The sequence below is a fragment of the Spirosoma horti genome, from assembly GCF_054776595.1.
Window position 1 is genome coordinate 484,029 of sequence record NZ_BAAHBQ010000005.1, and the last position, 14,491, is coordinate 498,519.

General features: G+C 50.1%; 12 protein-coding genes. 8 read left to right on the plus strand and 4 right to left on the minus strand.

What is annotated here, in order from left to right; genetic code table 11:
• The first annotated feature begins 32 nt into the window (after positions 1 to 32).
• Positions 33 to 902 (plus strand): DMT family transporter, encoded by an 870-nt coding sequence (locus ACYVAM_RS17070; RefSeq protein ID WP_461069105.1) that lies wholly within the window; start codon positions 33 to 35, stop codon positions 900 to 902.
• 106 nt (positions 903 to 1,008) lie between these two features.
• On the opposite strand, the gene ACYVAM_RS17075 is transcribed toward ACYVAM_RS17070, so the two are convergent.
• The gene (locus tag ACYVAM_RS17075; RefSeq protein WP_461069107.1) at positions 1,009 to 1,941 is read right to left on the minus strand and encodes an OmpA family protein; all 933 of its coding nucleotides are present in this window, start codon (positions 1,939 to 1,941) and stop codon (positions 1,009 to 1,011) included.
• Between the two features lie 204 nt (positions 1,942 to 2,145).
• On the opposite strand from ACYVAM_RS17075, the gene ACYVAM_RS17080 reads away from it, so the two are divergent.
• From ACYVAM_RS17080 to ACYVAM_RS17095, 4 genes are all read left to right on the plus strand, one after another.
• Complete coding sequence (locus tag ACYVAM_RS17080) at positions 2,146 to 3,228, plus strand: hypothetical protein (protein WP_461069109.1); 1,083 nt, start codon at positions 2,146 to 2,148, stop codon at positions 3,226 to 3,228.
• A gap of 308 nt (positions 3,229 to 3,536) precedes the next feature.
• Complete coding sequence (locus tag ACYVAM_RS17085; RefSeq protein ID WP_461069111.1) at positions 3,537 to 4,091, plus strand: peroxiredoxin; 555 nt, start codon at positions 3,537 to 3,539, stop codon at positions 4,089 to 4,091.
• Positions 4,092 to 4,177: 86 nt separating this feature from the next.
• Complete coding sequence (locus ACYVAM_RS17090; RefSeq protein WP_461069113.1) at positions 4,178 to 4,765, plus strand: carboxymuconolactone decarboxylase family protein; 588 nt, start codon at positions 4,178 to 4,180, stop codon at positions 4,763 to 4,765.
• Between the two features lie 175 nt (positions 4,766 to 4,940).
• Complete coding sequence (locus ACYVAM_RS17095; protein ID WP_461069115.1) at positions 4,941 to 5,939, plus strand: c-type cytochrome; 999 nt, start codon at positions 4,941 to 4,943, stop codon at positions 5,937 to 5,939.
• A 238-nt stretch (positions 5,940 to 6,177) separates the two neighbouring features.
• Here ACYVAM_RS17095 and hemH read toward each other — a convergent pair whose 3' ends face one another.
• The gene (gene hemH, locus ACYVAM_RS17100) at positions 6,178 to 7,239 is read right to left on the minus strand and encodes a ferrochelatase (protein ID WP_461069117.1); all 1,062 of its coding nucleotides are present in this window, start codon (positions 7,237 to 7,239) and stop codon (positions 6,178 to 6,180) included.
• 207 nt (positions 7,240 to 7,446) lie between these two features.
• Between hemH and ACYVAM_RS17105 the strand changes: the two genes are divergently transcribed.
• Positions 7,447 to 8,388: a LysR substrate-binding domain-containing protein gene (locus ACYVAM_RS17105; RefSeq protein WP_461069119.1), complete on the plus strand. Its 942-nt coding sequence runs from the start codon at positions 7,447 to 7,449 to the stop codon at positions 8,386 to 8,388.
• Positions 8,389 to 8,489: 101 nt separating this feature from the next.
• Positions 8,490 to 10,931, plus strand: a complete 2,442-nt coding sequence (locus tag ACYVAM_RS17110) for a T9SS type A sorting domain-containing protein (RefSeq protein WP_461069121.1) — start codon at positions 8,490 to 8,492, stop codon at positions 10,929 to 10,931.
• A gap of 43 nt (positions 10,932 to 10,974) precedes the next feature.
• Here ACYVAM_RS17110 and ACYVAM_RS17115 read toward each other — a convergent pair whose 3' ends face one another.
• Positions 10,975 to 11,823 (minus strand): hypothetical protein, encoded by an 849-nt coding sequence (locus ACYVAM_RS17115; protein ID WP_461069123.1) that lies wholly within the window; start codon positions 11,821 to 11,823, stop codon positions 10,975 to 10,977.
• A 48-nt stretch (positions 11,824 to 11,871) separates the two neighbouring features.
• Complete coding sequence (locus tag ACYVAM_RS17120) at positions 11,872 to 12,615, minus strand: NUDIX hydrolase (RefSeq protein ID WP_461069125.1); 744 nt, start codon at positions 12,613 to 12,615, stop codon at positions 11,872 to 11,874.
• A gap of 163 nt (positions 12,616 to 12,778) precedes the next feature.
• Between ACYVAM_RS17120 and ACYVAM_RS17125 the strand changes: the two genes are divergently transcribed.
• A complete protein-coding gene (locus ACYVAM_RS17125) occupies positions 12,779 to 14,419 on the plus strand; it encodes a carboxylesterase/lipase family protein (RefSeq protein WP_461069127.1) in 1,641 nt (546 codons plus the stop codon).
• The last annotated feature ends 72 nt before the right edge of the window (positions 14,420 to 14,491 follow it).

A 14,491-nucleotide genomic window follows, 5' to 3' on the forward strand; every position in this document is an offset into this window, starting at 1 on the left:
ACGACAAGTTAAATAGCCGGGAAGGAGATGTTATGAAACAACTCATTCCCGGCCTTCTCTTTGCCGCTCTCTGGGCGTCGGCTTCCGTGGCGACTAAGTTTGGGGTGCAGTCGGTGCATCCGCTTATTCTGGCTACCGTCCGGTTTTTTATTGCCGGGAGTGGTATGCTACTGTTTGCCTATGGTGTTCAACGAACGAAGAATGCCTGGCCAACGCGCACGGAATTTGGTCAGTTAGCCATTTTCGCCCTCCTGAACACAACCATTTATCTCGGCGCGTTTGTGCTGGCGCTCAAGCAAGTATCGGCAGGCATCGGCAGTTTATCGACAGCGACGAATCCATTGTTCATTGCGCTCTTATCGGCGCTTTGGCTGCGGAAGATGCCAAGCCTGAACCAGATTAGCGGCTTGCTGCTGGGTCTGCTGGGCGTCGGTGTAGCGACCTATCCACTCCTGCAAAACAGCTACGCTACGGTAGAGGGGCTGCTCATTTTGCTGGGCGGGATGATCTCGGTTTCGGCCGCCACCGTTTACTACGCCCGGATCACGTGGCGACTTCCCAATCTTGTTATCAATGGCTGGCAGGTGTTGCTGGGCGGCATCCTGATTCTACCCTTCACGCTCCTGAGTGCCGTTATTGACCCGGCCAGTTTCAGCAACGCACACTACGACGAGCGGTTTTGGTTGTCGGTCTTCTGGCTTATTGTACCCGTGTCGGTGGCGGCTTTACAACTATGGTTTTACCTGGTTCGGCAAGACGCGATCCAAGCATCGCTTTGGCTGTTTCTTTGCCCCATTTTCGGGTTTGCCTACTCGTATTTCCTCATGGGCGAACCCATTACGCTCTATACCCTTGTAGGCACCGGATTCGTGATTGGCGGGCTGTGGCTCGGCAGGAGGTGAGTCGGTGGTATACGGTTTGTAGTTTGTGGTTTGTAGTTGGCTAATGCGTTAGATAGACTGGCGTCAGCCAACTACAAACCACAAACTACAAACCATTAACCCCCACTTACTGCTTCAGCACGATCATTTCCACCCGGCGGTTCAGTTGGCGGGTGGCCTCCGAATTGTTGCTGGCAATGGGGCGTGTGGGGCCGTAGCCGCGCGTTGTGATGCGAGTAGCTGCAATGCCATTGCTGACCAGATAAGCCTTTATGACGTCCACCCGCTGCTTTGACAACGCCAGATTCTGATCGAAATCGCCCTGATTGTCGGTGTGCCCCGATAGTTCAATTTCCGCCGTGGGCTGGCTCTGCATGAATTGTAAAAGCTGCTCCAGGGCTGGCTGGGCATCGGGCAGAAGCTCTGTTTTGCTTTGTACGAATTGCAGCGCCCGCAATTGCGTCGTTTTGCCGACGGCCGCTACTATGAGCGGTGGCGTATACACCACTTTCGCATCGAGTGTTTTTGGGGGTACAGCCCGCTGATTGTCGGATGCAGGGGCAGGTACGTTCCCAGCCGGAGCTTGTCTGGCGACCGATGCCGTTGTCGCGGTTGATGGTGGAGGAGCAGACGCTGCCGACGAACTGGCGCTGGCTGTGCTGGCTGGTTTTGTTGCATTTACCCGGTATAAAAGAGTCGGTACTCTTTTTTTATTCAGGTAATCGACTGTAGGCGATGTAAAGGTAATCTGCTCATCCAGTGGCGCATAGCCATTTGCTTTGGCGGTCATTACATACGATTGCCTTGGATCGAGTTTGATCTGGTAGACTCCTTCCGCATTCGAAGTCTGCTGAGCCTGTAAGACGCCATTCTGAGTCTTTGCTTGTATGTTGACGCCGGGAATAGGTTTTTTCGTTTCTGCATCCCAAAATAGTCCTTCAACTAAAGCTTTGCCATCTTTTGGGGTAACCTGATTCTTAATCTGTCCCCAAACGGTAGCTGATGGGATGGTGCTGAGCGTTAGACACCCGGCAATCACTATATATTTTGTCCAATTCATGTGTTAAAACAACGTTGAAACGTGCCCCAAAAGTACGTTTAAATACGCAAACTTGACCCTATTGCCTACACACGAAATAAGTCATTTTTAGAGGCATTTTTTGTCTGTAAAAATGACTTATAACTTATTGATAATCAATACTATATGGATGGTAAAAAGTTGCCCTGAAAGGAACGCTGAAAGCACCTTTTTCGTTAATTAAATATGACACAGATAACCAACGTGACGATGCATTCCCAGGACGCTCAGGCACCCCTTGCACCGACTTCGGCGGGCAACTTGCCGCTCGACGACAACTGGCGGAAATCTATTCCGGCGCAGGTGTTTCTGAACCATTTCTTTGCGATGGACTACCACATCCATCATCAGAACGACCTTTTTGACATCGTGAAGTTTCCTGTCTTTCAACAGTTTTACGGACAGGTTACGGACGAGAGCCGCAAGGCCTTGGAGAAATTATTATTGAATAGCTGGAGCGCTGAGTATGCATTACGAATCACGCCGGTTGTCAACGACGAGCAGTACCTGCAAAGCTCGTTGCACTGGACATTTCCGCAAGCCTATTACAGCGCCTTGTTTAGCGCACGGGCCTTTTTGGCCGTGCAAGGCATCAATGTCAGCAATGAAGAACTGATTCGCAAGCGGATTGGCAATGCTGTGGTGCGGGGTTATTATCCGGCTTCCATCGGCTATTATGCCCTTGGTCCGATAAATAGCTACCGGATTCAGCGACTACCCATGTCGAAACGATTCAGTGTGGCGTCGAAAACGGATTTGCTGTTGCCTTCAAGAGCGGCTTCGGCACAGGCCGAGTTAGCGCAGTTCCTGAAAACAACTCGTGATCAGCGCGTGAAAGCCTTACGAAATGCCATTCAGACGAATCCGAAAACAGCGCTCCGTAGCCCCAAGACGGGTGAGATTCTGCAGAAGTTTAGTGTGGAGCAGTACAAGCAGTTGGCAAAACAAATCGGCTACACCACCTACTTCGACATGCTGAGCCGTTTACGGATCTCATCGACCAATCGGGAGATCGAGCGTTTCGTGGATTCTGAAATTGATGTTAAACTGTATCACCAGAGTCTGGTAAACATTGTGGCGCATGTCAACTCGGTGCATGAAGCCTACATTGCCAAGGCACTTGGCATTCAGGCATATCGGCAACTGGTAGCCAAGTTGCCATCCTATTTGCAGGAGAGCTTTGTGCGCGAACGCATGAACACAGTCATTGCGCCGATGCTGGAAGGGCCCCAGGCCGATCAGGAGCCCTATTTACAGATGGCAGCTTAAGTAATTAAGTGAGTTAAAAAGAAGGTTCGATAGACGAATGCGTTTATCGGACCTTTTTTTATGTTTTGGGTATATATCGGTAAAGTTATAATTTGGACGTATTTAATGAATAAGATTATTCTTTAAAGAAGATAATGGGCCGTTGCTGAATGGCCATTTCTATAGCCTGCTGAAAATCATTGTAGTTGCTGATTTTTGATAGTTTTTATCTATGAGGTCATTGATAAAAGTCATAACTCGTTTGCGTATTGCTTCCGTACTTTGTGCTTAATCAAGATTACGTCTGATATACAACCTCAATAAATTCCATGAAAAATCACATTATCTCCGTTGGGTCTACCTTCCCGGATTTTAAAAAACTAGCCGTTGTTTCGCTCGATAAAGACAAAGAGTTCTACGAAATCTCGTCCGATGACCATAAAAACGCTGGTCAGTGGTTGGTGATGTTCTGGTGGCCAAAAGATTTTACCTTCGTTTGCCCAACTGAAATCGCCGAATTCAATAAGAAGTTCGAAGATTTCCAGGATCGCGACACGATGGTTATCGGGGCATCGACAGACAGCGAATTCGTTCACCTGGCCTGGCGTAAGAATCACGACGATCTGCGTGGCCTGAAATTCCCAATGCTGGCGGATACTTCCAAATCATTGGCCGAAGAACTGGGTATTCTGGAAGCAAACGAAAAAGTTGCTTACCGGGTAACCTACATCGTTGATCCCCAGGGCATTGTTCGCTGGGTAGCCGTGAACGACCTGTCGGTTGGGCGTAATGTAAACGAAGTGATCCGTGTCCTCGACGCGTTGCAAACCGACGAACTATGCCCTTGTAACTGGGTGAAAGGTGAAGAAACGTTAACGGCTTAATCTGATGGACAAAGAGCGAAAGAATGAATGGGCATACCGCTAAGCTTTTCACTCTTTCGCTCATTCATTCTTTCGCTCTTTAAAACATGACAATTACACAAAACGAAACGGTCGTATCGCTGCTGAATTTAGTGGGACTGGATACAACGGGTGAGCATCCGGCGCTCGACGCACTAGCCCAGGCAGACAGCCGCTACCTGCGTGACCTCAAAATCAATGTTGGTAACGTCTTGAACAGCAGTCAGACATTGACGAAAAAAGAGGCTCTTTTACTGGCTGTGTCGGTGGCAGTTAACGAAAAATACCAGCCCCTGGTTGATTCGCTGACGGCGGCTGCCCGTCAGGAGGGAGCAACCGATGCCGAACTGGCTGAAACAATCGCCTGTACGTCGTTACTGAGCACGAACAATGTTTTTTATCGGTTCCGGCACTTCATGGGTAAGGATTACTACCAGCAAACACAACCTGGTATTCGCATGAGCATCATGATGAATCCGGTGCTGGGTAAGGAGTTTTTCGAATTGATGAGTCTGGTCGTCTCAGCGGTTAATGGGTGCGAACTCTGCGTTCGATCGCACGAAGAGAGCGTGCTGAAACATGGTTCCAGCGAGCCACGGATTTTCGATGCAATCCGTTTAGCATCAGTTGTCAAAGGGTTGATCACTTTGCTGTAATCGCTTCTGATTCATTAGGTAGGGAAGCGTACTGAAAGCCCACTTGTTTCTTCTAGCCGAAGAAATTGGTGGGCTTTTTCAGGCCTTTTACTTAATAAATGACCGTTTACACATGCTGCAGTAGAATCTGTTATCATTCTGTTTAATCTTGCGACTGAACACCTCTTTCACTACTATGAAAAAACGGATTGGAATCATTATTCTCGGCGTACTTGCAGCGCTTATTTTACTGGTAGCCACGGGATTAACCTACGTTAAATTTGCGTTGCCTAAGGTTGATCCCGCCCCTGTTTTAACTATTCGCCCTACGGCAGCTCAAATTGAGCATGGACGCTATCTGGCAAACCATGTTGCCTCCTGCATGGATTGTCATTCGACCCGCGATTTCTCAAAACTGGCTGGGCCTATGGTGCCTGGCACGGAAGGGAAAGGGGGCGAAGGATTTCTGCGCGAAATGGGATTTCCCGGTAATTATTATGCCGCCAACTTAACTCCATATTACCTTGGGAGCTGGTCGGATGGGGAAATCTTTCGGGCCATTACAACCGGGGTCAGCCGTGATGGCCATGCGCTGTTCCCCGTCATGCCGTATATGAGTTACGCAAAAATGGACCCGGCTGATATTAAAGACATTATTGCTTATTTGCGAACACTGAAACCGATCCCAAACACGATACCGGCCGCCGAATCGGACTTTCCGATGAATTTTATTATCAACACCATTCCGGCCCAAACCCAGGCCGGAGCCCGGCCTGATACCACCGACCACGTGGCGTATGGCAAATACATAACTACGTTTGCCGCTTGTGCCGACTGTCATACGCCGGTTGACGGGCAGGGAAAACCGCTATCCGGTATGGACTTTGCGGGTGGCCGGGAGTTTCCGATGCCAGGAGGAATAGTACGTTCCATGAATATCACACCCGACAAATCGGGTATTGGCAGTTGGACAAAAGAGGCCTTTATCGCCCGTTTTAAGGCTTATGCTGATCGGAAGAATGGCCACCCGGCCGTGCAGGCGAATGAGTTCAACTCACTCATGCCCTGGACCATGCTGGGTGGAATGACCGAACAGGACTTGGGTGCTGTATACGATTACCTGCGTACCCTGAAACCCGTCGGAAACAAAGTAGAGCGCTTTACGACCAGGGCGAGATTAGTCGCAAATCGGTAATTTTCATCAAACAAATATTGTTATCCTATCGTTATAGGGTAGATTACAATTGTACAGCGCGGTAATGATAACTACGGGTCTACTGTGTTACCATAAAGTAGGTACCGTATGTAGGCATGTTGCGATAACTTGTACCTGATAGTCTTCAGTGCTGTATCTGCCGTAATGTAAAGCCCGTCTTCTTTCCCAAGAAGCGGGCTTTTGCTTGTCTGATTTTTGGGTACGAGAAACGTCTGCGCTACACGGTTTTAACTAAGTCGACCAGCGTTTCAATCCAGATTGGGCTGTCGTTCAGGCTCTCGACTAACTGCCAGTGCTGTCCGCCCGCCTGTTCGAATAATTCCTTGTACTCAACGCCTACTTCGATTGTTGTTTCCAGACAATCGGCCACAAACGCGGGTGAAAAGGCCAATACACTTTTGATGCCTTTGCCCGGCAGTTCTTTAATGATGTCGTCGGTGTAGGGCTTAATCCAGGGGTCGCTGCCTAGGCGGGATTGAAAACAGGTGGTGTATTTGCCTTCGGGAATATTGAGTGCCTTGACCAGTAAGCGCGTTGTTTCGAAACATTGTGCCCGGTAACAGTGCTGATTCAGTGGCTGAAGCGAACCACAGCACTCGCCAAACTGACAAACGCTTTTCGTGATATCACCCTTCCGAATCTGCCGTTCGGGCAATCCATGGTAGCTGAACAAAAAGTGGTCGTAATCATAGGCCGCCATGTATTTACGACCAATCTGGGCAAATCCTTCAATGAATTTTGGGTGTTCCAGGAATCGATTGACAAGCCGGATAGAAGGAATCACCTGCCAGTTTTTCACAATATCCATTACCTTCTCATAGACTGAACCCGTAGACGCTGAGGCATATTGCGGAAAAAACGGCACAACGATAATATCGGTCAGCCCCAGTTTCTGGAACTCGGCCAAACCAGCGTCAATACTGGGACTTTGATAGCGCATGGCTAACTTAACTACATACTCATCGCCAAGCGCAAGCTGCAATTCCCGTTCAACAACCATCCCGTAATATTTCAGGGGCGAGCCAGTTTCTTTCCAGAGCTGTTTATAAATTTTTGCCGATTTGGGCGCGCGAAAAGGAGCAATAATGCCATTGACGAGCACCGAACGGGGCAGAGCGGGTATGTCGATAACCCGGCCATCCATCAAAAATTCACGTAAGTATTTTCGTACATCCGGTACGGATGGGCTATCGGGTGTGCCCAGATTGACAATCAAAACGCCCGTTTTACCGTACGATTTTTGAGCGGTAAGGGGTGGTTGAAAAACAGAAACGTCCATGGTAAGGGAAACAGTGATGATAACCAGTAAGTTGCAGGTCGTTTTAGAACCCGCTCCGTATTCCGACTGGCTGGGTAGCTATCCAGCTACAAAAATACGACAAGGATAGATTTGTTTCGTTCTATCTGATCTAGATTTGTATCGGTTTTATTGATGACTAAGTGGGAGAAGATCGTTTCGTATCACTTCATCTTTTTTACCTTAAGTATGACGCTTTCTCAACTTGATTATATTGTTGCTGTTGATACCTATCGGCATTTTGCAACGGCTGCCGATGCTTGCCACGTTACCCAGCCAACCCTGAGCATGCAGATTCAGAAGCTGGAAGATGAGTTGGGCGTTCTGGTGTTTGACCGCTCTAAACAACCCGTTGTTCCTACCGAAACCGGACAGTCTATTTTAGCGCAGGCCAGAGATGTCCTTCGGGCCGCCCGGCGCATCCCCGAAATTGTCAGCGAGTCGAAAGAGGATTTTCGGGGTGATTTCCGAATCGGCATCATTCCGACGCTGGCGCCCTATTTGCTTCCCTATTTTATTGGTGAATTTGTGGGTAAATACCCTGCCGTATCGGTGCATGTTCAGGAACTGGTAACCGAGCAAGTGGTTGAAAAACTGCGTAACGGGCTTATTGATGTAGGGCTGGTTGTAACGCCACTGGAAGAAAATGGTATTACCGAAATGCCGTTGTTTCAGGAGCCTTTTGTGGCGTATGCGGCCGAGTCGAACCCGATGCTAATCAAGACCACCGTTTCCGCTGCCGATTTGCTGTCGGATGGGTTGTGGTTATTAACGGAGGGCCACTGTTTTCGGACGCAGGTCATGAATTTATGCGGTGCCGATCGACATGCAAACGGGAAAACGACCCTGCGGTACGAAACGGGTTCGCTGGAAACGCTGATCAAACTGATCGACAAACAGGATGGCTTTACGTTGCTCCCATACCTGGCCACCCTGGATATGGATGCTGCACGCCGGGCACGGCTCCGACCGTTCGACGCGCCAGCACCCGTTCGGGAAGTAAGTTTAGTGATGCATCGGAGTTTTTTGAAACGGCAGCTCATCAACGCTTTTAAACAGGAAATACTGGCCCATCTACCCGGCGAACTCATGAATACAACCCGGCGCGGAACCGTAATGAGCGTCCGCTAATCAAGCGGTTTAACTGACCGACGATAACTTTAACCGCTTCTGTGAGTAGAAATTACCACGGATTGTAGTTACTTGGTTGCCTGTAATCCATACGTACCAGCATGACTCAATTAGCATATAACTTCATCGGCTGTACATGGCTTCGACAGTGGCTGTTTATTTGTTGTTCGTGCCTGGTGTTTATTCTTGGGCCAGGTCAGGTATTCGCGCAGCAACTGGACACCCAACCCTTGGCTGTTACGTCGGTTTGTGCCGGAACCGACCTTGAGGTAAAAGGGGTTAAAAGCTCGGGTGGCATTTCGTTTACTGTCGAGTTGTCGGATGGAGGAGGGGCTTATACGGAAATACCATCTGCTCTGATTGCCTCATCAGGTCGCTACGAATTTACGTGTCGGGCAACGATTCCGGCCAATACACCGGCCGGGAATAATTACCGGATCAGAATCGTATCGAGAAACCCGGATGTGGTTGGAACGCCCAGCGTAAGCGTTTTGACCGTGAAAGCCAGACCCGCCCCACCAACGGTTCCCAATCCGCCCAGTGACTGTCAGTTCGTAGCTTCACTGTCAACTACGAATACAAATACATCCCACTCAAGCGTAGGCGTAAGTAATTTAATTCCAGCCAGTACGGTTGATTTTTATGATGCTGATGGGGCAAAAGTTGCCTTTTCCCTTTCGCAATACGGTGACCTGAATGCTTCTTCAAGAGTATACAATTCCGAATATCGAATAAATGGCGAGCCGGGGAATAAAACCTATCTGGTAACACAGCGTGTGGAGGAGTGCGCAAGTGAAAAAGTAGCTTTTCAATTTACCACACTAGCACGAGCGAAAAGTGGTCCTGCCGTTATGACCACAGAGAAAACATCCGTTGCTGGTGTGGGTGGAGTCGTATCTGCCGGATTGATCGATCTATGCCAGAGTGGCAATAGTCTAAATTTCAGCGATTTACCAGTCAATGCTGAACCCGGATTTCATAGTGGCTTTTGTGAGGTGACGCAGAGTAGGGCCATTAACACGGGCGATCAGGTACGCATTTGTGATAAAAATTCGACAAGTATAACGGCAGATAGTGTTGGCAAACGTATTTTTCGTCTGTATTCAATCCCCAGCGATCCCAATAAGTATTGTACCAACCATCCAAACGCCGATACTTATTTAGTTGTAAACATAAAGGCTCAACCATCCAAACCGACAATCGCTACTAGTTCTCTTTCCCTGTGCCAGTTTCAAACGGCCAGCCCGCTGAGCGCTACGGCAACGGATGCCGGTGCATCGCTGGTGTGGTACGGCACGGCGGCAACGGGTGGAACCAGTTCAACGATAGCCTCGCAGCCATCAACGGCAACGGTGGGTACGTTTACGTATTATGTAGCGCAAAAGCTGAATGACTGCGAAAGTCCCAAAGTGGCTATTCAGGTGTTCGTGCAAACGACGCCAACGGTATCGCTTCTTGGCACAACTACCACCAATCTGGGCATTGAAGTGCCCCTAACGCTGACGTTTACGGGCGTGGGGCCTTACCGGTTTACGTTCTCGAATGGCTTGTCCGGGACCAGTGTGAAAGACACTACGTTACTGGTTTTGCCGGATCATACAACCACCTATCAGGTTACTGAAGTAGCTAATAAATGCGGGACTGGGTTGCCCGGTGCGGGCGGAACGGCGACGGTTACCGTGCTGATTCCAACTATTGAGACACTCGCTGTTAACTCCTCAACGCTCTGCGCCGGAACGAGTCTGACCACCAATTTCATAACGACAGGAACGTTAAATCCAGGGAGCGTTTTCACGCTTCAAGTCACGCCAGTCGAAACCGATACGGCAAAATTTAACTTCATCGACATACCGACGAATCTGGTTACGGATGGAAAACTGATTGGGACTATTCCCGCCAATACACCCGCTGGTTCCTATTGGATACGCGTGACGGCAACCAACCCTAAAATTCCGGTTAAAGGAAGCATCAGCCCGACGCGGTTAACGGTCCAGGCGCGGCCCACAGCAACGTTAACCGGTAATCAAACCATTTACGAAGGTCAACCGGCTACACTCTCAGTTGCTTTTACGGGCGATAGCCCCTGGGAATTTTCGTACCATGATAGTACGGCTACTGGCGTAGGCAGCCCCAAAACGGTGTCGACGAGTGCAAATCCATATGTTTTTGATGCCAGACCCATTAAAACAACCTCGTATCTGCTGACTGCTGTCAGTAACGGATGTGGCGAAAGCACCCTACTACGGCAAGTAGCCGTCGTCAATCTGATTCCCTTACTGGGCGTCGATGATCAGTCGCTGGCCAGCAACGTAACCGTCTATCCAGTACCTGCAACGACTACATTGACCGTACAAATCGACGGTTTGTCGATGACTGAACCCGCCCTGCTGGAGGTAACGGATTTAACGGGGCAACTGATCTGTCGCCAGCAAACCCGGCAGGCCGTGTCGTTGATTACGCTGGACCACTATTCACCTGGAACGTATGTCCTGCGTATAAAAATCGGGGACCGAACGACTTCTAAACGAATTGTCAAGTTTTGATAGACCAGGGTTGAGTCTTGTTTCTTTTCGCTGGCTTGTACCCTTACCGTTTTGTGTCTTTCGGCTCTTTCTGCCAGCCAATGCCTTTCCGTTTGTTCCGTTCCAACTGCCGATAGGTTTCGCCAAACTCGTGACCAGCATTGATCGCGTCACTTAAAGCAGGAACCCCGGCCCGGCCAACGACGGCCAGCCAGCGTGCCACCTCATCAGCGGCTGTTTGATAGGCCAGCATTGTGTGGACGTAGTCGCCACCGAAAAAATCGCGGGTCGTTTCCAGTTCAGTAAGGGTCAATAATGGGCGTTGCGGAAAAGATAACGCCGTATTTTCCTCCGACGAAGCTTGCTCTGTACTGTCGGGTTGTTCCCAAACCGCCGGACTGCTGAATCTGTAATCGACCATTAACGCCAGTCCTTCATTGAACCATTGGGGAATCTGCCGTTTGACGCGCCACCAGCCTATTCGGGTAAACAATTCATCGTGGCAAAGTTCATGTGCAATCACATCGGTATTATTACCATCTGGCCCTAAAACCAGATAGGAGGCACCCCAGGGTGTGCCCACGCTGCAACCAGCCCCTTCGCCCCCGGCGCAATACCGTTCGTAGTCGCTCTGTACGGGGCAGTAGATGAGAATGGCCTGGCCGCGCCGGTCGCCCCAGAACCGTCGGATTCGGTCGAAAGCCGCCTGCGTATGCCGCCGGAACAGTAATTGCTGTTTTGCCGTAGCCGTATGCTGTATATAGAGGGGAGTCGTACCATCGGTTAACCGTCGGAAGTCGGGCGATGAGCCCACCATCATACACCAGAATACTTGCGGATAAAGCACCAGAAAGCTGATCGGTAGCGCAACCAATAGGGGTAAACCATAACGAATAAATACGTTTCCACGCATGAAAAAATCAGTAAAGCAGATTGGCTGTTGAGTACGCTGTTTCGGCCTTTAGCAGGTTATGAACCGATACAGGAAGGGCGCTTTATGTGCGCCACCGCTGTATTTTTTATCAAGCCGTTCGACGATGTCCAGACTAAGTATTTTGCGTTGAAAACTCGATCGGCGTAATTTTTGGCCCAGGATTGTTTCGTAAAGACGTTGTAGATCGGCCATTGTAAACGTCTCGGCCAGGAGTGGTGCTGCCCATCGGTTAAAGCCAATCAGTTTCCGGTCGAGATCAGCCCGTAAGGTATCCAGGGCTTTCTGAACGATCGCTTTATGGTCCAGCATGAGCGTGGGCAGAGCCGTTAACTTATACCAGTCACAGGTATCGGAGAGTGAATCCGGAATGGGTATGGTTTTGGTAAAGTCGATCAGCGCATAATAGCCTACCGAAACAAAACGGTCCAGCAGCCAATGGTCGTCGGCAGGAGCCAGCCCTTTGGCTTCCATGATGGCCCGCAGCGGGGCTTTGTCATGCCGGTCGAGATCGCCAAAAATATAAAATTGCTCCAGGTAGATATCCGTCAGACTCGTTCGTTCGGCCAGCACCCGACGGGCGGCATCGTTCAAGTTTTCGTCTCGCCGAATAAAACCACCCGGTAAAGCAAACAGGTTCGTATTCTGGTATTCGAGTAGCAAAATTTTTAGCTGATTCTGATGAAAGCCAAACACAACAAAGTCCAGCGCCAGACCCGGCAAGAAATCATTTCCATTGGGACTTTGCTCTTCCGGCGTTAATTGATGCGGCATACGCGTGACAGTTAGGATGCGCAAGTAACAAAAAATTGGGTGGTCTCAATTTAGTTTTTTATTATTGTCGCAGGATGAGACAATAGGTGTGCTGTCGGTTGACGATTCCAGCCGATTGGCTGATTGGTTTAAAACTTTTCCTGCTTATACTAAACCAAATTACATGAAAACCCTGATTATTTTGTCGTTACTAACCGCGCAGCTGGCTCATCTATCGATGGCTCAGCCGGCTAAAACAGGCTCGGCTCCGCAGGCCAAAACAGCCAATGGCCTCGTTGAAGGCGTTCTTGAGCCAAGTGGTATTCGCGCCTTCAAAGGCGTCCCCTTTGCCGAGCCACCCGTAGGCGAATTACGCTGGAAGGAACCCCAGCCCGTTAAAAATTGGCAGGACGTCCGGAAAGCGGATAAGTTTGGTCCTCGGGCCATGCAGCGGGCTATCTTTGGTGATATGGGTTTTCGCTCCAATGGAATGAGTGAGGACTGTCTCTACCTCAACGTATGGACGCCCGCTAAATCGGCCAAGGAGAAACTGCCCGTACTGGTGTACTTTTACGGAGGGGGTTTCATGGCTGGCGACGGCTCCGAGGCTCGTTACGATGGCGAGAGCATGGCCAAGAAGGGCATTGTGGCGCTAACGGTCAATTACCGTCTTGGCGTGTTTGGCTTTTTTTCGCATCCTGAGTTAACCAAAGAGTCGCCCAACCACTCATCCGGAAATTATGCCTATTTGGATATGGCAGCTGCCCTTCGTTGGGTGAAGCAAAACATCGCTGCCTTTGGGGGCGACCCGAACCGGGTAACGATTGCGGGCGAGTCGGCGGGTTCTATTGCCGTAAGCGCCTTGATGGTATCGCCTTTATCGAAGAATCTGATTAACGCGGCCATCGGCGAAAGCGGTTCGTTATTGGGCGGCTTACCACCTGTTCCACAAGCCAAGGGAGAAGAGTCGGGTACAACCTTCGCGACGGCTGTTGGCGCGGGTTCCCTGGCCCAACTGCGGGCCATTCCAGCCGAACAACTGCTGGAAGCAACGGCCAAACCGAGTACCCCCCGGTTTACGGCCACGATCGACGGGTACTTCTTTCCGAAAGCACCGCTGGATATTTTCGCAGCTGGTGAGCAGGCGCATGTGCCATTGCTGGTTGGCTGGAATTCAGAAGAAATGAACTATCGGGCTGTACTGGGCCAGGAAAAGCCGACCCCTGAAAACTACGCCAATGCACTCAAACGACTCTACAACGACAAGGCGGATGAAGTGCTTAAACTGTATCCGGGTTCTACCGAAGAAGAGATTCTGCAATCGGCGACTGCCCTGGCCAGTGATCGCTTTTTGGCCTACAGCACCTGGAAATGGGCGGACATGCAAATCAAAACGGGCGGTGGCAAACCCGTATATCGCTATTATTATTCCCGGCCACGCCCGGCCATGACCCCCGAAATGGGCAATGCCGCACCGGGTCTGGCTGGTGGCGTTGTTAAATCGACAGATGCAAACGCGGTTAAAATTGCCCCCTCACGGGGTGCCGTCCACTCGGCCGAAATCGAATATGCGATGGGCAATCTGGCGAGCAACAAGGTGTATGCCTGGGCACCGGAAGACTATAAAGTGTCGGAGTTGATGCAGAACTACTTTGCGAACTTCATAAAAACAGCGAATCCAAACGGCGCTGGTCTGCCCAAATGGTCAGCCGCAAACGCAGGCAATAGTGTGCAGTTTATGCATATCGACGTAAACCCAAAACTTGAAACGGAAACGAATCGGGCGCGGTACCTGTTCCTGGACCCTTTCTACGCTAAGCAGTAGGAAGAATAAATAGTCGGAATCAACTAAGCGTGAATTTGTCTGGGCCAAGCTCTGGCTTGGCCATGTCGAAAA

Bases quoted from the DNA above. Each gene is read 5' to 3' on its own strand.
- ACYVAM_RS17070 (WP_461069105.1), top strand. From the start codon at position 33: ATGAAACAACTCATTCCCGGCCTTCTCTTTGCCGCTCTCTGGGCGTCG.
- ACYVAM_RS17075 (WP_461069107.1), bottom strand. From the start codon at position 1,941: ATGAATTGGACAAAATATATAGTGATTGCCGGGTGTCTAACGCTCAGC.
- ACYVAM_RS17080 (WP_461069109.1), top strand. From the start codon at position 2,146: ATGACACAGATAACCAACGTGACGATGCATTCCCAGGACGCTCAGGCA.
- ACYVAM_RS17085 (WP_461069111.1), top strand. From the start codon at position 3,537: ATGAAAAATCACATTATCTCCGTTGGGTCTACCTTCCCGGATTTTAAA.
- ACYVAM_RS17090 (WP_461069113.1), top strand. From the start codon at position 4,178: ATGACAATTACACAAAACGAAACGGTCGTATCGCTGCTGAATTTAGTG.
- ACYVAM_RS17095 (WP_461069115.1), top strand. From the start codon at position 4,941: ATGAAAAAACGGATTGGAATCATTATTCTCGGCGTACTTGCAGCGCTT.
- hemH (WP_461069117.1), bottom strand. From the start codon at position 7,239: ATGGACGTTTCTGTTTTTCAACCACCCCTTACCGCTCAAAAATCGTAC.
- ACYVAM_RS17105 (WP_461069119.1), top strand. From the start codon at position 7,447: ATGACGCTTTCTCAACTTGATTATATTGTTGCTGTTGATACCTATCGG.
- ACYVAM_RS17110 (WP_461069121.1), top strand. From the start codon at position 8,490: ATGACTCAATTAGCATATAACTTCATCGGCTGTACATGGCTTCGACAG.
- ACYVAM_RS17115 (WP_461069123.1), bottom strand. From the start codon at position 11,823: ATGCGTGGAAACGTATTTATTCGTTATGGTTTACCCCTATTGGTTGCG.
- ACYVAM_RS17120 (WP_461069125.1), bottom strand. From the start codon at position 12,615: ATGCCGCATCAATTAACGCCGGAAGAGCAAAGTCCCAATGGAAATGAT.
- ACYVAM_RS17125 (WP_461069127.1), top strand. From the start codon at position 12,779: ATGAAAACCCTGATTATTTTGTCGTTACTAACCGCGCAGCTGGCTCAT.